The organism is Myxococcus sp. CA040A (genome assembly GCF_013336725.1).
Classification (GTDB): domain Bacteria; phylum Myxococcota; class Myxococcia; order Myxococcales; family Myxococcaceae; genus Myxococcus; species Myxococcus llanfairpwllgwyngyllgogerychwyrndrobwllllantysiliogogogochensis.
Map to the genome: position 1 here is coordinate 18059 of NZ_JABUMR010000014.1, position 17801 is coordinate 35859.

18 protein-coding genes are annotated in these 17801 nt (G+C 69.0%); 10 read left to right on the forward strand and 8 right to left on the reverse strand.

Translation table 11 applies throughout. From position 1 onward, the window contains the following. Window positions 1-3 precede the first annotated feature (3 nt). Window positions 4-1767: a HEAT repeat domain-containing protein gene (locus HUA75_RS41150; RefSeq protein WP_174459195.1), complete on the reverse strand. Its 1764-nt coding sequence runs from the start codon at window positions 1765-1767 to the stop codon at window positions 4-6. Window positions 1768-1945: 178 nt separating this feature from the next. Here HUA75_RS41150 and HUA75_RS41155 point away from each other — a divergent pair, with 178 nt between their 5' ends. From HUA75_RS41155 to HUA75_RS41170, 4 genes are all read left to right on the forward strand, one after another. Next, complete coding sequence (locus tag HUA75_RS41155) at window positions 1946-2284, forward strand: hypothetical protein (protein ID WP_141647227.1); 339 nt, start codon at window positions 1946-1948, stop codon at window positions 2282-2284. A gap of 79 nt (window positions 2285-2363) precedes the next feature. Next, entirely contained in the window at window positions 2364-2762 is a 399-nt protein-coding gene (locus tag HUA75_RS41160) for a hypothetical protein (protein ID WP_174489547.1), read from the forward strand. A 68-nt stretch (window positions 2763-2830) separates the two neighbouring features. Continuing rightward, window positions 2831-3334 carry a hypothetical protein gene (locus tag HUA75_RS41165; RefSeq protein WP_141647225.1) on the forward strand — a complete coding sequence of 168 codons (504 nt, stop codon included), beginning with the start codon at window positions 2831-2833 and terminating at the stop codon, window positions 3332-3334. A 51-nt stretch (window positions 3335-3385) separates the two neighbouring features. Further along, on the forward strand, window positions 3386-3814 hold the full coding sequence (locus tag HUA75_RS41170; RefSeq protein WP_141647224.1) for a hypothetical protein: 429 nt from the start codon (window positions 3386-3388) through the stop codon (window positions 3812-3814). 79 nt (window positions 3815-3893) lie between these two features. On the opposite strand, the gene HUA75_RS41175 is transcribed toward HUA75_RS41170, so the two are convergent. The 7 genes from HUA75_RS41175 to HUA75_RS41205 form a co-directional block, all read right to left on the reverse strand. Next, window positions 3894-6356 carry an OPT family oligopeptide transporter gene (locus tag HUA75_RS41175; protein WP_174467529.1) on the reverse strand — a complete coding sequence of 821 codons (2463 nt, stop codon included), beginning with the start codon at window positions 6354-6356 and terminating at the stop codon, window positions 3894-3896. Between the two features lie 158 nt (window positions 6357-6514). Further along, window positions 6515-7402: an RNA polymerase factor sigma-32 gene (locus HUA75_RS41180; protein ID WP_141647222.1), complete on the reverse strand. Its 888-nt coding sequence runs from the start codon at window positions 7400-7402 to the stop codon at window positions 6515-6517. Between the two features lie 458 nt (window positions 7403-7860). Further along, complete coding sequence (locus HUA75_RS41185) at window positions 7861-9915, reverse strand: DUF3488 and transglutaminase-like domain-containing protein (RefSeq protein ID WP_174489548.1); 2055 nt, start codon at window positions 9913-9915, stop codon at window positions 7861-7863. Next, entirely contained in the window at window positions 9912-10883 is a 972-nt protein-coding gene (locus HUA75_RS41190; RefSeq protein WP_141647220.1) for a DUF58 domain-containing protein, read from the reverse strand. The genes HUA75_RS41185 and HUA75_RS41190 overlap by 4 nt, the downstream gene beginning before the upstream one ends. After that, window positions 10880-11863: a MoxR family ATPase gene (locus tag HUA75_RS41195; RefSeq protein WP_174489549.1), complete on the reverse strand. Its 984-nt coding sequence runs from the start codon at window positions 11861-11863 to the stop codon at window positions 10880-10882. Before HUA75_RS41195 ends, HUA75_RS41190 begins: the two co-directional genes overlap by 4 nt. A gap of 84 nt (window positions 11864-11947) precedes the next feature. Then, window positions 11948-12268, reverse strand: a complete 321-nt coding sequence (locus tag HUA75_RS41200) for an STAS domain-containing protein (protein ID WP_174489550.1) — start codon at window positions 12266-12268, stop codon at window positions 11948-11950. A gap of 224 nt (window positions 12269-12492) precedes the next feature. Next, on the reverse strand, window positions 12493-13230 hold the full coding sequence (locus tag HUA75_RS41205) for a lytic transglycosylase domain-containing protein (protein WP_141647217.1): 738 nt from the start codon (window positions 13228-13230) through the stop codon (window positions 12493-12495). Between the two features lie 307 nt (window positions 13231-13537). Between HUA75_RS41205 and HUA75_RS47630 the strand changes: the two genes are divergently transcribed. The 6 genes from HUA75_RS47630 (at window position 13538) to rplC (ending at window position 17575) form a co-directional block, all read left to right on the forward strand. Continuing rightward, window positions 13538-13696, forward strand: a complete 159-nt coding sequence (locus HUA75_RS47630; RefSeq protein ID WP_141649494.1) for a lmo0937 family membrane protein — start codon at window positions 13538-13540, stop codon at window positions 13694-13696. Continuing rightward, a complete protein-coding gene (locus tag HUA75_RS41215) occupies window positions 13693-14259 on the forward strand; it encodes a hypothetical protein (RefSeq protein ID WP_174459191.1) in 567 nt (188 codons plus the stop codon). The genes HUA75_RS47630 and HUA75_RS41215 overlap by 4 nt, the downstream gene beginning before the upstream one ends. Before the next feature lie 49 nt (window positions 14260-14308). Then, the gene (locus HUA75_RS41220) at window positions 14309-15385 is read left to right on the forward strand and encodes a HupE/UreJ family protein (protein WP_174489551.1); all 1077 of its coding nucleotides are present in this window, start codon (window positions 14309-14311) and stop codon (window positions 15383-15385) included. A 58-nt stretch (window positions 15386-15443) separates the two neighbouring features. Then, complete coding sequence (locus HUA75_RS41225; RefSeq protein WP_174459189.1) at window positions 15444-15917, forward strand: hypothetical protein; 474 nt, start codon at window positions 15444-15446, stop codon at window positions 15915-15917. A 65-nt stretch (window positions 15918-15982) separates the two neighbouring features. Further along, window positions 15983-16753: a hypothetical protein gene (locus HUA75_RS41230; protein WP_141646042.1), complete on the forward strand. Its 771-nt coding sequence runs from the start codon at window positions 15983-15985 to the stop codon at window positions 16751-16753. Between the two features lie 147 nt (window positions 16754-16900). Then, the gene (rplC, locus tag HUA75_RS41235; RefSeq protein ID WP_141646041.1) at window positions 16901-17575 is read left to right on the forward strand and encodes a 50S ribosomal protein L3; all 675 of its coding nucleotides are present in this window, start codon (window positions 16901-16903) and stop codon (window positions 17573-17575) included. Window positions 17576-17801 lie beyond the last annotated feature (226 nt).

The following is a 17801-nucleotide window of genomic DNA, read 5'->3' on the forward strand; positions in this document are numbered from 1 at the left end:
GGCTTATGCCTCCTCTGGGAGCGCCGAGTCACCGAACAGCGTCTTGCGCGTCTGGTACATCGCCTTGCGCGCCGCCGTGAGCAGTTCCACCGGCTGGGTGCGGTCCTCGACGATGGCCTGCATCATTTTGTAGCTCTGGATGGAGCAGGCGCCCTGGAGCCCGGCGACGGCCAGCATCTTGTCTTCCAGCACGCGCTTCTTGTTGAGCAACGAGGGCTTCACCGCCAGCAGTTGCTGCATGTGCGAGAGCGCGCCCGGCGTGCCCGTCGCACCGACGGCCGCGTAGAACGCGGTGCGCTCGTCGGGGGTCTTCTTGTCGAACGCGGGCTCTCGAATCAGGCGCATCAAGTCGGAGAACGCCTTGTCGCGATCAAACTCCGGCAGCATCCGCGCCGCCACCATGCGCACCTGGGAGACGGGGTCCGCGAGCGCCTCGAAGATGAGGCGGCGTGCCTCGCCCGTGCGCCCGCGCCCGATGATGTTGAGCACCTCCAGCTTCACCACCAGGTTGGGGCTCTTGAGCACCTGGCCGAACATCTTGATGCGCTCGGGGTGGTTGCTCTTCTCCAGCACGTACACCATGTCGCGCACCGTCTGCGGACGGTCTGAGACCAGCCGCGCCACGAAGGGCTCCGGCAGCTCTCGCGCGACGACGGCCAGCGCGTCACACAACAGCGCGCGGTTCTCCGGAATCTCCAACGTCTCCAGCACCGTGAGCAGGGGGATGACGGAGTCGCGGCCCAACGCCTGGAGGTAGCGCGTCACGTCCGCGGGGTGCTTGGGACGCGAGCCCTTGAGCGACTCGCCCAGGCGCATCAACCGCTGCTCCTCGCCCATCTTGTGCAGGAAGGACTCGAGCAGCTTCTCCAGCGGCGCGCCGCCTTCCTTCTGCGACAGCGCGCGCAGCTTGAGGACGATTTGATTGATGGTGCCGAAGTCGTCCTGGAGCAGCAGCATGTCCAGCAACTGCACGAAGATTTCCTCGAGCAGCGCGCCGTCCTCGACGCCGCCTTCCACCACCTGGAACACGGCGCTCACCAGCTTGGGGAACAGCCGCGCGCCTTCTTCCTCCGACACCTCGCGCTGGAGCTTCGCCTTCAGGTCATCCGACGCATGCCGCCCGCCGACGACGAGGCCGCGAATCTGCTCCACGCCGTCCAGCTTCGCGTCCAGGTCCTCCGCGGACACGCGAGCGAAACGCAGGTAGTCGTCCGAGTTCGTCTGGAGGCGCGCGTAGAGGTAACCCACCACCTTGTCCACCTCGACCTGCACCTCCTCCTCGCTGGCGTTCTCCATGGAGAAGCCTTCCACCACGACGTACTCGACGTGCTCCATGCCGGCGCGCCACAGCTGGGCCAGCACGTCCTCGGCGCCGCGCTCCGGCTCCGACAGGGAAATCATCGTGAAGGTGACCAGCTCCTCCACGGCCAGGCCGGGACGGAAGATGAGCTGACGGATGCCGTCGCGGAAGAACTTGTACGGGAGCGGCGTGTCCTCGGTGAAGAGCGAGTCGTTGTGCAGCGTCAGGTTCTGCTGCTCGACCTTGAGCGACAGGGGCCCGTACTTCTCGGTGTACTGGGTGATGGACTCCAGCGCCTTGGCGAGGAACTCCGGGAAGCGCGCATCGTTGTGGCGGTACATGCCAATCTGCTTGATGCCCTTGAGCAGGTGGAACGCGAACGTGCGCGCCAGCTCCACCTTCTCGCGGACCTCCGGCGTCTGCTCCGGCTCCGTGCTCGCTTCCTGGGTCTTTTGGGGATGGGCCATGCGCGTGCAACTCTCCGCTCGGGCGGTATCACCAGCCTACCGCGAAATCCTCTGGGGCCCCAGCCGGCGGCGGTTGGAAGTTCGCGGACTTGGATGACATGGGTCTACCTCGACGCCGTCGCCCTGGAATTACCGGGTATCTTGCGTGGGCCGGCGTACCGGGAGGAGTGTCGAGCGCATGCTGCGAGTCATGGCCTGTGGGGTGTTGCTGCTGGGGCTGACGGGGTGCTTCCGGATGAGCGTGCGGACGGGCGCCCCGCGAGATGGGCTCCCGGAGGCGCGCACGGGCGTGAGCCTGGTGTACGGGCTGTCGACGGCCAACGTGTCGGCGGCGGAGTGTCGCCACGGGGTGTCGCGCGTGGACGTGTACTGGCCCTGGTGGGGCGCGCTCGTCTACGTGGGCACGGTGGGCTTCGTCACGCCGCTGCGCACGGAGTACGTATGCGCGGAGGGCACCACGTCCACGCAGGCTGCGCCCGAGCGGGAGCAGGTGCCGGACTCCATCGCGCCGCTCTGAAGTGGTGTGTCAGAGGCTCTTCGTAGAGTTCTTTTCAAGGGGCCAGAAACACCTGGCCTCCCTTGAGCAAGGAATTCACATGCATGATGTCTTGAAGCACGGAGCCTCGGCTTTCTGTGTCGCGACGCTGTTGGCCGCTCCCGCTGCCTTCGCTGGTTTCGAGACCGAGTCCGCGAACTGCTACAAGAACGCGGATGGCTCCGGTCGGTGCCACGGCAGTCTCCTTGGCTTTCGCAACCACGTCGGCGCCAGCACCCAGGCGTCCTTCACCCGGGTGAGCAACGCCGCGCCGTACTTCTCCGCGGCCCTCACCTCGGGCACGACGACGACGTACTTCAACTGCACGGCCAATACGGCGACGGCGGCGCAGTGGAGCAAGGCCATGAACCACGGGGGCTTCTTCTCCATCTACTGGTCGGCCGCGGGTGAGTGCTATTCGCTGTTCCTGATCAACGGCAGCCAGTACTCGCATTTCTGATCCACTCCATGACAACCCAGGTGTTGCGTGGCTGGCTTCCAAGCCTGACCACAGCGGTGGGGTGCGCCGTGGGGTGCTGGCTCGCGGTGAGCCAGGCGCAGCAATCCCAGGCGCAGCGAATGGAGCAGCTCACCGACGAAGTGGGTTCGCTGCGCCGGGCGCTGGAGTCCAGCTCCCACGCGACTGGAGCGAGCCCGGTGGGCACCGCCACCATCCTCGCTCCGCGGGAGAGTCGTCTCTCCGTCGAGGACCAGGAGGCCATGGCCTTGCGGGTGGCCACCTTGCTGAAGGAGTCGGGAGGGCCCGTCGCGGGCTCTTCCGAGCCGGAGGCTCCCGTTCCCACCGCGCCAGAGCCGTCTTCGGAGCAGCGCGAGGCCGTGGCGCGTGCGGGCATGATGGTGGACCGGGTGGTCTCCAGCGGGCGCATGACAGCCGAGGACGTTCTCGAGATTCGACGTGAACTCGTCCACCTTCGAGGTCGCCCCGAGGCGGACGCGCTCCGCAAGCAACTCGTCGTCGCCATCAACCAGGACCGGCTCGTCCCCGCGCCGGGTTTCGATGGCCTGCCGTAAGTCTCACTTCCCTTTGAGCAGTCGAACGACGCAAGGCTCAGGAGTCACAACATGAAGCAGCTCTCTTTTTCGAAGCCCCTTCTCCGCGGAGTTCTGTTCCCTGGGGTGGCGCTCGCTGTCCTGGGGCTCGCTCCCGTCGCGTGGGGAGGACTCCAATCACAGACAGTCTTCTGCCAGAAGAACGCGGATGGCTCGGGACTCTGCTACGGCAATTTCGTCGGCTTCCGTGAGGACGCGACGTCGACCTCGTCCGCGTCCTTCCGTGAAGACCTGATGACCGGCACGCGCAGCTTCGACTCGTGGTCCACCCCGCCAGGTGGCACCAGCCCGGTTGTCTACACCTGCATCCCCAACGCCGCCGTCTCCGCGCTCTGGGAGCAGGCCCTGAGCAACCGGGGCTTCTTCCGGGTGAGCTGGGACGCGAGCGGCACCTGCGACTATCTCAGGCTCGTCAACAGCTCGCAGAACACGAACTTCTAAGGCCGCCAGCCGTTTCGGATTTCAACGGTGTCTGGAGGAACGGCGCTCCCAGACATGGGAGCGCCGTCACCTCACAGGCCTACTTACCGGGCGGCGGTGACACCGCGGCGCTGGTGCCCTTGAGGGCGGAGCGCAGCAGGAACAGCGTCAGGCCGGCGAAGAAGAGCAGGCCCCACAGGTTGGACCAGAGGGGACTCGCCAGCTCGCTCTCGCCCACCGCGTTGAGGAAGCCACCGAAGGCGCCCTCGTGGCCGAACACTGCCGGCAGGTTGATGGCGCGTGAGCCCGCGCCATCCGTGGCGATTTCGAGGAAGGCGATGAGCACGCCGGCAATCGAGCCACCGGCGATGTAGCCGGAGGAGAGCAGGGTGCCCGGCGAGAAGTCGGACTCGCTGCCACCGCGCAGGCGGTCCACGAGGTAGCGCACCATGCCGCCGACGAAGAGCGGCGCGCTGCTGCTGATGGGCAGGTACACGCCCACCGCGAAGGGCAGTGAGGACACGCCGCACAGCTCCAGCATCAGCGCGATGAACACGCCCAGCAGCACCAGGTCCCACGGCAGCCGCTGCGTGAGGATGCCGTCGATGATGAGCGAGAACAGCTGAGCCTTGGGCGCGGCGTAGCGGGTGAGGGCCTGCCCCTCGTAGGAGCTGATACGGCCGCCGATGCCCGGGTCCACCACGTACTGGATGCTGCCGCCGTCATCCACCAGGTACTTGCCCGCGGGCACCGGAGTGTCCGCGCCGCGCACGTAGCCTTCCTTGAAGGTGCGCTGGGGGCCCTCGGTGATGGCGCCGAGCTCCGACACCTTCACCTGCGAGCCGCCCGTGGGGCTCAGCGTCACGCCGCTGACGTCCTGCGCGCTCACCTGCCGCCAGCTGCGCAGCTCCATCGCTCCGCCCTGCGAGGCCAGGTCATAGCCCTGCGCCCAGGCCGCCTTGCGCAGCGCGGCCTCGTCCAGCCCGCGCGACGTCAGGGACTGCGCGGACACGGCCCACGGGAAGGTGTACTGCGTGCGCGTCTCCTGGGTCATCTCCGTGACTTGCACGCCGGGGTGCGGCTCCGGAATCGTCACGGTGGCGCCCTTGTTCAGCGTCACCAGCACCAGGCCGATGAACATGGCGCTGGTCAGCACGCCCACGAAGAGGGCGATCTGCTGCTTCTTGGGGGTGCCGCCCACCAGGTAGGCCGTCTTCAAGTCCTGCGCGGTGGTGCCGCCGTTGGAGGCGGCGATGCCGACGATGGCCGCCGTGGTGAGGGCCATGAAGCGGTCCTCGGAGCTGGTCCACCCGAGCAGCAGGTACACGAGGCAGGTGACGAGCAGCGTGGCCACCACCATGCCGGAGATGGGGTTGGAGGAGCTGCCAATCTCACCGGTGATTCGCGCGCTCACCGTCACGAAGAAGAAGCCGAAGACGATGATGAGGATGGCGGAGATGAAGTTCACCTCCAGCGGCGGCGCCAGCCAGATGAGGAGCACCAGGGCCACGCTGCCCACCAGCACCACGGTGATGGGGAGGTCCTGCTCGGTGCGAAGCAGCTGCGGTCCGCCGCCTTGCCCGCGCGAAGCCTTGAGCGACTCCACGCCGCGCTTGAACGCGCCGATGATGGTCGGCAGCGAGCGGATGAGGCTGATGAGGCCGCCGGTCGCCACGGCGCCCGCGCCGATGTAGAGCACGTAGGCGTTGCGAATCTGGTCCGGGGACATGTCCCGGATGAGCGCGCCGTTGTGCACCAGCAGCGGCTGGTCCAGCCCCGCGCCGAAGAAGGAGATGGCGGGGATGAGGATGAGGTAGCTCAGCACGCCACCGGCGAAGGTGATGGCCGCCACGCGCGGGCCGATGATGTAGCCCACGCCGAGCAGCTCCGGGCTCACCTCGGTCGACAGCGTCGCGCTCTTGAGTCCCTTGAGCGGCGTGCTCAGCACCTCGCGGAACAGCTTCATGCCGGAGTAGGCGAACTTGTAGATGCCGCCCACCAGGAAGCCGATGATGACCGTGCGCGCGTTGGTGCCGCCCTGCTCACCGACGATGAGCACGTCCGCGCTGGCTGTCCCTTCAGGGTAGGGCAGCTTGCCGTGCTCCTGGACGATGAGGCCCTGGCGCAGCGGAATCATCATCAGCACGCCGAGCACACCGCCCAGCGCCGCCACGAGGAAGGCGTGCGTCAGGCTGATGTCGTAGCCCAGGAGCAGCAGGGCGGGCAGCGCCGCGGCGACGCCGAAGGCCAGCGACTCACCCGCCGAGCCCGTCGTCTGGACGATGGTGTTCTCCAGGATGTTCGACTTGCCCAGCGCCCGGAAGATGGCGATGGAGAGCACCGCCACCGGAATCGACGCCGACACCGTGAGGCCGACCTTGATGGCCAGGTACACGGACGAGGCGGCGAACACGATGCCCAGGACCGAGCCGAGCACCAGGGCTCGAATCGTCATCTCCGTGGGCGACTGTTCAGGTGGGACGTACGGGATGTGCAGGTGCGGCGCGTGCGATTGCGAGATCGGGACGCGCTCGTCGACGACCGGCGGGGTACCGTGGGCCAAGCGAAAGGCTCCTTACGAGGGAATCCGGCCCCTTCTAGCAGGGCCCCGCCCGCCAGCGAAGTGATGGCCCACAAATGACAAGCGCCCCCACCCCGAGTGGGGAGGAGGCGCCTGGCGTCCCGCACTCAGCGGGACCGACCTGCCGCGTCAGACACGGCTCACTGCTGCATCGCCGCAGCGTCCGGATCCACCTCCGCCATCAGCGCCGCCAGCTCCGCCTTCAGCTTGTCCTTGGCGCGAATCTCCAGCTGACGGGCACGCTCCCGGGAGAACCCGAAATGCTCGCCCAGCTCCTTGAGCGTCATGGGGCGCTCGTTCATCACCCGCTGCTCGATGATGAAGCGCTCGCGGGGGTCCAACCGCATCAGCGCGGTGCGGACGCGGGCGTTGATGAGGCCCGCCTCTTCCTTGTCCGCGAACTCGTCATCCTGCGGCGCGGCGGCGCTCACCACGAAGTCCACGTGGCTGTTGCCACCGTCCTCACCCATGGGCGCGTCCAGGGACAAGTCCCGGCCGCCCATGCGCTGCTCCATCTCCCGCACCTCGCCCGGCTTCACGTGCAGGCGGCGGGCAATCTCCTCCACGTTCACCACGGCCTCGCCGTTGCCAAACTTCTCCAGCTCGCGGCGCGTGCGCGCCAGGCTGAAGAACAGCTTCCGCTGCGCCTGCGTGGTGCCGAGCTTCACCAGCGACCAGCTCTTGAGGATGTAGTTCTGGATGTACGCGCGAATCCACCACACCGCGTAGGAGATGAGGCGGATGCCCTTGTCCGGGTCGAACTTCTGCACGGCCTTCATCAGGCCGATGTTCCCCTCCTGGATGAGGTCCGACATCTTGATGCCGTAGGAGCGGTACTCGTAGGCGACCTTCACCACGAAGCGCAGGTTGGAGGTGACCAACCGGTGGCCGGCGGCCAGCTCGCCGCGGATGAAGCTGCGCGCAAGTGCCTGCTCTTCCTCCACGGTGAGGAGGTTGTAGTGGTTGATCTCCGAGAGGTACATCGCCAGGGAGCCGGAGTTGGACGACTGCTCGGTGGACGCCTGCATGGATGGTTTCTCCCGACGTGGGGCCTCGCTGACGAGGCCGCTAGGTTTTCGGACCGCTTGACGACTGAACGAAGGCTGTCAGGAGCAACCGCGGTGCCAGCGCGAAGTCCCACACCTTCCCCAATGTCTGCGGGGGGTTGGCGGATGCTGCGCTCATGTACAAAGAAGGAGGGCTGTAACGGTTACGGCCGCTCTGGGAACTCGCCGCGACTTCTCGGCTGTAGAATGTGCCCGTCTGTGCACGACACGCCTCCTCAAGAGGAGCGCCAGGGCCCTTCGGCCGTTGACGCGAAGCGAGCGAGGGGGCCCAGCAGCCAGGCAAGGGAACCCCTGGCGACAGGGCCGCCTGGGCCGCTGTCGTCTTCCCGTGAAGAACGGCTAACGACGGCGCCGGATGCTGGCCGGGAGCATTTTCCGCGCGCGAAGGGACGCCCGGGGGGCATCCGGACTCGCGAGCGTCAGGACGCGCGAGCCCGGGGCTCCGACGCGCGGGCCCGTTGGGCCTCCAGCTTCACGTGGGCCGCGACGGATTGCTGGAGGGCGCGCAGCAGCTGGTCCGCTTCGCCCTGGCGCAGGGGGCGTCCACCGAAGCGCGCTTCCAGGTAGCGCCGGGTGACGGGTGCCAGCGCGAGCGCCAGCGGATGTCCCTCGCGAGCCAGCCGCGCATCCAGGTCCTCGAGCGTCTCGCCCTCGCCACGCACCAGTCGCGCCGGGACGAGCATCGCCTCCACCGCGTCGACGAAGCGCGTGGCCGCGTGCGGGCGAGGCCGCCCCGCCAGCCGCGTCACCAGTCGCCACGCCGCATAGACGACCATGCCCGCCACCAGGGCGGCGCCCCAGGCCCGGGCAGGAGGCAGGCGGCTCCTCGCGGTGTTCTCGGCGCCCTTCGGCGGGCGCACCAGCGCGCGCGCCACGTCCACCTGGTCCCGGAAGGAGTAGTCGACGACGGAGTTGCGCCACCGCGACTCCAGCGCTTCATACAGCCCGAGCAGCCGCTGGAGCAGCCGTGAGCCCTGGCTGGGGCGGTGAGCGGGCGGCGTCGCGTCCACGGTGACGAAGCCCCGCTCGGGCACCAGCACGTGGGTCCATGCGTGCGCGTCGCCGGCCCGCAGGACGTAGCCGTCATTGACGCGCTCTCCACCGAAGAAGCCCGTGGCCAGCCGCGCGCGGATGCCCTGGGTGCGCAGCATCAGCGTGAGCGCGGTGGCGAAGTGCTCGCAGTGTCCGGCCTTGCGGTCGAAGAGGAAGTCCGCCAGCGGATCCTCCCGCTCGCCATTCTGCTCCAGCGTGTACGCGTGCTCACGCTGGAGCCACGTGGCCAGCTTCTGCGCCGCGGCCATGGGCTCTCGCTCGCCATTGAGCACGCGCGCCGCCGTCTGCGCGACGCGAGGATCCAACGCCTCCGGCAGCGCCAGCAGCGCGTCCTGCTCCTCGGAGGGCAGCTTCCGGAAGGAGTCGCCGCTGCCGCCCGGAGGCAGGCTGTAGGCCTCGTATGCGTAGGAGACGCCCGCCTCCAGGAAACGCGCTTCGCCACCCGCCAGCTCCTGGAGCGAGGTGCGCCGGCTGCCGGTGCTGCCATTGGCCACCGCGTTGCCCAGCCGCGACGGCGTCTCCAGGGCGATGAGTGTGCGGGCGCCGTACGCGGGCAGCAGCTCCACGCGCTGGTGGATGAGGTTGTCCCCGCCGGGGCGCAGCGTGAGGAGCGGCTCGCGCTCGCGACGCACGCCTCCCGCGTTCGTCCACTCCATCCCGTCGAAGATGTCGTAGGTGCGGCCCACCCAGTAAGAACCGAGCGCGTCCACTCCGGGGTCCGGGCTCAGCGTCGCGCGCAGGACGATGCGCGGGTTGTCCTTGATGGTGCCCGCGCCGCCCAGCCGCACGGTGTTGGAGAAGCCCGCGGTCGCGGGGCCCAATCCCGGCGCGGCGCGCGGGCCCGTCATGTTCCAGTTCAGGCGGGGGAAGAGGATGAAGAAGGCCATCGCCCCCGCCACCGCGAAGGTGACGCCCGTGCCCAGAGGGCGGAGCACGGCGCGCACCGGGATGGGCTCGCCCTCCGGCACGGCGGCTTCCACCACGCCCAGCGCCATCGACACGCTGGACAGCACGCTGAAGGCCACCAGGAACAGGCCGTAGACCAGCTCGCCCGACAGCGCCGCGCCACCGGCCACCATCAACAGCCCGGACAGGTGCACCTGTCCATCCGTGGCCGGGTCCGGCGCGGACAGCAGCCGATGCGCGGAGATGAGGCCGGCGAAGGCACAGGCCGCGACCACCAGGTTCAGGGCCCCGGACGTGACATTCACCGCCAGCACGGCCGCCACGCCCAGCAGCAGCAGCGCGGTGAGCTTCGCGCGCCGGGCGAACAGGCGCTTGCCGAACAGGGCCGCCACCAGCGCGAAGGCGAAGAGGCCCAGCGTCCACAGCGGGAGCTGGCCCGATACGGCCATCGAAGCGAAGGCGCACCCGGAGGCCACGTCCCGCAGCACCAGTCGCAGCCGGGTGCCCCGCGTCATGCCGCCTCCTCTTCTTCTTCGCGAAGCCCCTCGAAGCCCAGCCACGCCAGGGCCCGGAGGATGCGTTTCTCCTGAGCGGAGCCCGCACCGGAGCGCAGCCGCTGGTCGGTGGTGTTGAGCCCCACCTCATGGCCCTCCTCGAGCAGCCGGTGGGCCAGCGCGGCCACTTCCTCGCAGCGGCGCTCCAGCGCCGCGCCCTCGAGTCCCGGCTCCACGGCGAGCACCCAGGTGCGGCGCTCCTCGCGCTCGCGCTCCACGCGCAGCAGCTTCCCCGCAGACGCGCTCTTGAGCCAGTGGATGCGGCGCGCGTCCTCACCCTCGGCCAGCTCCCGCAGGCCCGTCACGTCTCCGCTGCCGTCGTTGCGGCGGGGGTTGCCCGCGTCGCCCGCGGGCCCGCGCTCCGCGTCCCCCGGCTCCTGGCACGCATAGGCGCGCCGGGGGTAGACGAGCAGCAGGCCTTCGAGCGGGAGCACGCGCGTCTTGGCGAACAGGCCCAGGGGCCACGTCGTCGTGACGCGCACGCCCGTCAGTCGCACCGGCCCCCGTCGAGGCGCGGTGAGGTCGGCCCGCACCACGTGCTCCACGTTCGCCGGCAGGTAGCCCACGCCGCCCCCGCCCACCAGCGGGGAGTCCGCTTCCGAGAAGGTGAGGGCGAAGGCATGGCCCTGCTTGCGGGACACGGCCCAGCGGAAGGCGAAGGGCTCGGCGGCGAAGGCCGCGTCCGTGCCCACACGCCGCACGGAGATGTCCCGGATGCACCGCTCCGACAACACTCCGGACACCACCACCATGCTCAAAAGCAGGCCCAGCAGCAGGTACAGCAGGTTGTTGCCGGTGTTGAGCGCGCCCAGGCCCACGCCGAACGTCACCACCAGGTAGGTGCGACCGATGCGCGTCACCTTGAGGGTGCGCGGGGGCCGCAGCCAGACGCGAAGGCGCGCCCAGCGTTGCTTCAGGCGGAGCTTCACCGCGGCGCCGGCACCTTTCGGGTGAGCTCCTCCAGCAGGTGCGCCGCCTCGTCCCGCGCCGCCACGCCCTGCACGGCGCTGCGCAAGAGCACGCGGTGCGCCCAGCACGGCACCAGCACCGCCCGCACGTCCCCAGGCGTCACGAAGTCACGCGCCTCCCACAGCGCCTGCGTCCGAGCCGCCGCGCCCAACGCCAGCACCGCGCGGGTGGAAGCGCCTCGCTCGATGTCGCCGTGCTCACGCGTGGCCCGCGCCAGTCGCACCACGTAGTCGGCCACCGTGCCATCCAGCCGCAGCTCCGCGGAGAGCTCTCGCAGCTGGGCCACTTCCTCGGGGCTGGACACCGTCTGCACGGCATCCAGGGGCGGCGCGCGCCCTCGGGTGGCCAGAAGCTTCGCCTCCACGTCCGGTGCGGGGTGCCCCAGCGACAGGCGCAGCATGAAGCGGTCCAGTTGGGAATCCGGCAGGGGATAGGTGCCGGAGAAGTCCACCGGGTTCTGCGTGGCCACCACGGTGAAGGGCGAGGGCAGCGCGTGGGTGCTCCCATCCAGCGACACCTGGCCCTGCGCCATGGCCTCCAGCAGCGCGGACTGCGTGCGGGGCGGGGCGCGGTTCAGCTCATCCGCGAGCACCAACTGGCGGAAGAGGGGACCGGGGCGGAACTGGAAGGTGGCCGTCTGCGCGTGGAAGATCTGCGCGCCCAGGATGTCGGCCGGCATCAGGTCCGCGGTGAACTGGACCCGCGAGAAGCTCAGCCCGCACGCGCGGGCCAGGGCCTCCGCCAACGTGGTCTTCCCGACACCCGGCACGTCCTCCAGCAACAGGTGCCCACCAGAGACCAGGCACGTCGCCACCAGCCGGGCCTGGGCTTCCTTGCCCTGGACGGCCCGGCCAAGCTCGGCGGCGATGCGTTCCATCGCCGTGCGCGCGGTTGCGGGGGAGGGGGCGGCGGCGGCGAGAACGCGGGCGGGCTGGTTCATCTGCCGCCACTCTAGCCGACTCCTCCGGGTGCCAACACGCCAGACTCCGGGGCGCCCTCCAGGGACGCCCGCTCCCTTGTCGGCTCAGAGGGAGAGCACGTCCTCCGGGGTGTAGTATGGCCGCCGTGGCGCGACGCTGGCGCCCACCCCGAAGTAGCGGAACATCCGCTCGTGATGCGTGGCCAGCCCGCGCAGCTTCACCGAGTTCGCCATGTTCCGCGTCAACACCCCCACCGCGCTGTCCTTGAACTCGCGCAGATGGGTGAAGTCCAGCACCACCTCACACCCCTTCAGCCCCTCCAGAGACGTCTCGACCTCCTGGGCCGTCTTCCCGTCCAGTACCCCTTCCAAACGAAGGGTGACGTGACCTGCGACGTCCTCGCGGTGGATCTGCAAACCCGCCATTGCTGTGCTCTCCCTTGGATGCCGTGTGCGCGCTGTGCCAACGAATTGGGCACGGCGGCAGGAGCACATTCCGGGCCAGTCCAGCGACCGGAAAACCCATGGAAAATCCATGGGGTGCACCGCCGGGCGCGAACACTGCACCGGGGCGGGAAGGAATTTCAGCCCCCGCTTGGTAACTTTGACGCGACTGTCAGGTGACGGGCGCCCGGGGTGTTGCCTGGCGATCAACCCTGGCGGTCAATCGTCTTCTGCTGATCGGCCAGGGTGAGCTGACGCTCCTGGTGGGCCTTCAGCTTCCGGAACTCCTTCACCACCTTGGTGGGGTAGCCGGCCATGAACTTCGTGCGCGCTTCCTTCTTCGCGAGGATGCGCCGGGCCAGTCCGGGGCCCGCGTTGTAGGCGACCAAAGCCTTCTCCACGGAGCCGAAGCGCTCGATGAGGTTGGCCAGGTACGCGGTGCCCAGCGCCACGTTCGTCTCCGCGTCGAACAGGTTGGTGCTGCGGCCCAGCCGGAAGCCGGCCTTGTCCGCCAGCCACGTGCCCGTGTCCGGCATCACCTGCATCAGTCCCATGGCACCCACGTGGGACACCGCGTAGTTGTTGAAGGAGCTCTCGCACTTGATGACGGCGACCACCAGGAGCGGGTCCACGTTGTTGCGCTGGGCCTCGCGGACGATGGCCACCGACAGCCGGCGCTGCTGGTGCACCGGCAGGCCCGACGCCTTCACCAGCTCCACCACGCCCAGCCGCTCCGCCTCCGCGTGGAGCGCCTCGTCCTCGTACGCCTGCAGCTTCGCCAGCGCCGTCTTCAGCTCCAGCTCCCGCTGCTCCAGCCGGGTGCGCAGCTGCGTCACCTCCGCGGGCTCACCCTGCGGACCTGAAGGCACCTGCACCGGAAAGGCCTGGGCACCCGTTCCCACCAGCATCGCAGCCGTCGTCACCGCCACCGTCCAACCCCTCATCCCACCCTCCCCAGCAACCCGTGCCACAGCGCTCACGGAGTCACTCACTCGCGTTGACTCCGACGGGGAGACACCCAAGCAGGCGCCATGCCAGCGCCCTTGGCGGGGGTTGCGCGCCTCTATCTCCTTTAGATCTCTTGGAACTCCGACGGCCTCACGGGGTGAGCGGCTTCTCACCGGTCGGAAAAAATGCCCGGACAGGGAACTTTGCTTCCTGTGAAAAGGACGGGAGGCGGCCCTGGGTTGCCGGTGGGCATTCGCGTTCCTAGCTTGCGCCGGTCCGGGTAGGGGACAGGGGAGGTGCCGCGTGTACTGGACGATAGGGATGATCCTGATGGTGCTGTGGGGGCTGGGGCTCACCGCGGGTTCCACCGAAGGGTACTGGGTGCACCTGTTCCTGCTCTTCGCGCTGCTCGCCTTCGTGGTGGGCGTGGTGTCGCGGGGCCGGCGGACGGCGCTGTCATGAGCGGCCAGGGCCTGGAGGCGGAGGGCGTGGAGCTGCCTCGGGATACCGCGGGCTTCACGCGCCGCGAGTGTCCCAGTTGCATGCGCCCGTTCAAGACGCGGCCAGGCCCGCATGACGCTCGCGCGTTGCTGCACAAGCTGCAGGCGTTCTTCGCGCTGGAGAACGCGCACGAGAGCGAGGAGGGGCTGCCCGTGTGGCGCTGCCCCTACTGTGGCCACCGCGCGGAGGCGGACGGCTTCCTCACCCCGGCGCAGCAGACACATCTGGAGTCGGTGGCGCGCGCGTGGGCCAACCACGTCCGCTACGAGCAGCTCGCGCACGTCTCGCGCACGCTGTCGCTCAACCCCAGTCCCACGTTCGTCGCGGTGGCGCCGGAGTCGCTGCCGGGCCCCATGGAGCCGGAGCCGGACGAGCTGCTGCGCGTGATTCCCATGCTGTGCTGTGGGGAGGACGTGAAGCTGCTCTGGGAGTGGGATCAGCTCATCTTCTGTCCCCGCTGCGGCGCGCGGCATGGCGGCCTGAGTGGTCGGCAGCAGGTCCAGCTGGAGATCATTCCGGAATAGACCAGGGTGCGGTGGACGCGGGCGCGCCGGGGCGGCAGGCTCGCGCGCCATGACGAAGTTTCCCTGGGGAGCGCTGCTCGCGGGCCTGTTGCTGCTTCCGAGCGCCGCCTCCGCCCACGACGCCGACATCCTCTACACCCAGGTGCGTCGCGCCGGGCCCGCCGAGGCCGAGGTGCGCCAGGTCGTCACCCTCACCTCGGGCACGCTGGGCCTGCTCGCCCCGGCCGACGCGGACGGGGACGGCACGGTGTCCCAGGCGGATCTCGACGCCCGCAGGCCCTCGCTGGAAGTCGGCGTATGGGACGCGATGCCGCTCACCGCCGGCGGCCAGCCCTGCGCGCGCACGTCCCACGCGGCGCTCCTCCGGCAGACCTTCGTGGAGCTGTCGGCGATTTTCACGTGTCCGGAGGGGCCGCTTCAGCAGCGCTATGCCGTGCTGTCGGTGCTGCCCGCGGGCTACCGGGTCATCCTCGGCAGCGCGGTGGAGGGGGAAATGCCCGGGGCGCTCTTCGCGGACGCCGCGCAGCCGTCGCTGGCCATTCCCGGGCCGGGGCAGGGGGCCTCGTCGGCCGTCAGCGGGTTTGGCGGCTGGGTGGGGCTGGGCCTGCGCCACATCTTCGAGGGCGTGGACCACCTCGCCTTCCTGCTCGCGGTGCTGCTGGTGGGAGGCGGGCTCAAGCGGGTGCTGCTCCTGGTGACGTCCTTCACCGTGGCGCACTCGATTACGCTGGGGGCCACCGCGCTCGGCTGGGTGGTGCTCGACGGAGATCGGGTGCGCTGGGTGGAGGCCGCCATCGCCGCGTCCATCATCTATGTGGCGGTGGAGAACCTGGTGCTGCGCGAGCACCGCCACCGGGCGCTCATCACCTTCCTCTTCGGGCTGGTGCACGGCTTCGGCTTCGCGAGCGTGCTGGCGGGCTATGGCCTGGGGGACTCGGTGGTGAAGGGGCTGGTGGGCTTCAACCTGGGCGTGGAGCTGGGGCAGGCCCTGGTCGTCGTGGTGCTGCTGCCGCCTCTTCGCATGCTCCAACGCAGGCCCTCGGTGCACCGCGGGGCGGTGCGAGTGTTGTCCGTGTGCATCCTCGCCGCTGGTGGGTACTGGATGGTCGAGCGCGCACTCGGTTGAATCCGGCGGCACCCATCCCTACGTTGGGCTCGAAGTGGGTAGGGATCGGGGGACGTAGATGGGTGCGAGGCATACCCGGCTGGCCGCGGCACTGGCGGCCGCGTGGGAGGCGGAGGTCGTCTCCGCCCGGCGGATGACGATGCTCGCCGAGCGGATCATGGACGCCAGGGTCCGCGCGAGGCTGATGGTGCTCGCCGCGTTCTGCCGGGCGCACGCCTCGCGGCTGCTCGCGCGACTGGCGGCGCTGGGACGGGGGCCCCTGCCGGTGCCTCCCGAGGAAATCGAGCTGGACGCGGACACGCTCCTGGAGCTGCGGCGGGAGGGCGCCTTCGCCCGAGCGTCCGCCGCGCGCTACGAGACGACCGCCGAGCTGGCCCGGCAGCAGGCGGACCTGTCCTCGGCGTGGGTCTGCGAGCTCAACCGCACCGAGGAGCAGGACCGTGCCCGGGAGCTGCTCGCCCTGGCCGAAGGAGCCCTGGCCGCGTCCACCATGGCCAGCTCCACCGCCGCCGCCGCGCCCGCCGACTCCTGAAAACGCGCGTCGGGCGCTCGCTCTCCCGGTGACAGTCCCCGCGTGTTGGGCGTAGAAATCCGCCCATGGCGAAGGAGAGCTACGACGATCTCATCTTTCAGCTCGGCGACCTCGCCCGGGACAGGCTCCCGGGCAAGCCGAACTGCCCCCGCTCCATGGACCGTGTCTACAAGGCGGAGGAAGCGGTGGTGGCGCGCCGTGACGAACTGGCGGCGCTCGAGCAGGAGATGAACGATGAGGACGCCGCCTATCAGGCGTTCCTCGACGAGCAGGAAGCGGAGAAGGTCGGCCACCAGGCCATCGTCCGCAAATGGAAGAAGGCGGTGGACGCCATCGACGGCAAGGTCAACGACCTGCGCAAGACGCTCGCCACCCGGCGCGCGGAGCTGCGCTACGCCGCCGATGGCCTCATCAAGCTGGAGAAGAAGATCGCCGACATGGAGCTGACGCGACAGGACGTTGCCCGCATCGACGTCGCGCGCACCAACCTCAAGAAGAACCGCCTCACCCAGATGCGGCTCGGCCGGGAAGTCGAGGACCTGGACCTCCGGCTGTCCACCGCCCTCACCCCGGAGCCCGGTCAGCCCGGCGCCCCCGGCATCCTGGCGCACAAGCGCCTGTTGGAGATGGAGGACGAGGCCGAGGCCCGGCTGGCCGAGCACGACCAGCGCATGGCGGAAGTGGATCAAACCATCGCCACGTTGGAGGAACAGGTGAAGGCGGCCGAGGATTATCTGGATCAAGCGCTGTTCCTGCTGGGCGAGGACGTGTACGCTCAGCGCATCGCTGACGCGCAGCTCGCGGCCTTCTACCCAAGGCTTGATCGCGCTCAGTGAGGTACCCCCCCGCCCGTAGTGCTTGACGTGGGGGGTATGTCTGCTACATTGCGCCGCTTCCTGGGGACCGCAGTGTAGTTCGCGGGCCAGATCATTGATTTTATTGGGTTTTTCCGCGCCTACGCGCGCTGGCAGTGTGAGGACGACGTGAAGGGTCTGATTGGCAAGAAAATCGGGATGACCCAGGTGTTCAATGACGAGGGCAACCTCGTTCCCGTGACGGTCATCGACGTGAGCACCTGCCAGGTCGTGGGCAAGCGTACCCCGGAGAAGGATCAGTACTCCGCGGTCACCCTGGGCTTTGGTGAGATTCGCGAGAAGATTCTGAACAAGTGCGAGCGGGGCTTCTTCAAGAAGGCCAACGTCCCGTATCGCCGCCACGTGAAGGAGTTCCGCGTCACGGTGGAGGAGGCCACCTCCTTCAACGTCGGCGACGCCGTCAAGGCGGACCTCTTCTCCAAGGGTCAGCTCGTGGATGTCACGGGCGTGACCAAGGGTCGTGGCTTCTCCGGCGTCATGCGCCGCTGGAGCTTCAAGGGTTCGCAGACCAAGACGCACGGTACGCACGAGTATCAGCGTCACCCGGGCGCCATCGGTCAGCGTAAGACGCCGGGCCGCGTGTACCCCAACAAGAAGATGCCGGGTCACTACGGCGTGGAGCAGGTCACCACGCAGAACCTGACCGTCGTCGAAGTGGATCTGGAGAAGGGCCTTGTGCTGGTCAAGGGCGCCGTCCCCGGCCACAACAACGCCATCGTCTTCCTGCGCCCCAGCATCAAGGTGGCGATGCGCGAGCAGCACAAGGCCGCGCGCCGCGGTTGATCCGCTGCTGAGCGTCTTCCTCTGAAGCGCTCCTGACGCCCCGCTTCCGGGCCCGATTCGTCGGGCATCCGGGCGGGGCGTTTTCTTTTGCGGGCTTCACGGAGGCCGGAGGGGCACGGGGGTGCTCCCGGTGGGAAGCCGTGGCCTGTGTCGTGCCCAGGCGTGGGCGTTTCTCCGCCTCGAAACGTTGACCGGTGGGCGGCGCGGTTGCCCGAGGGTGAAAATA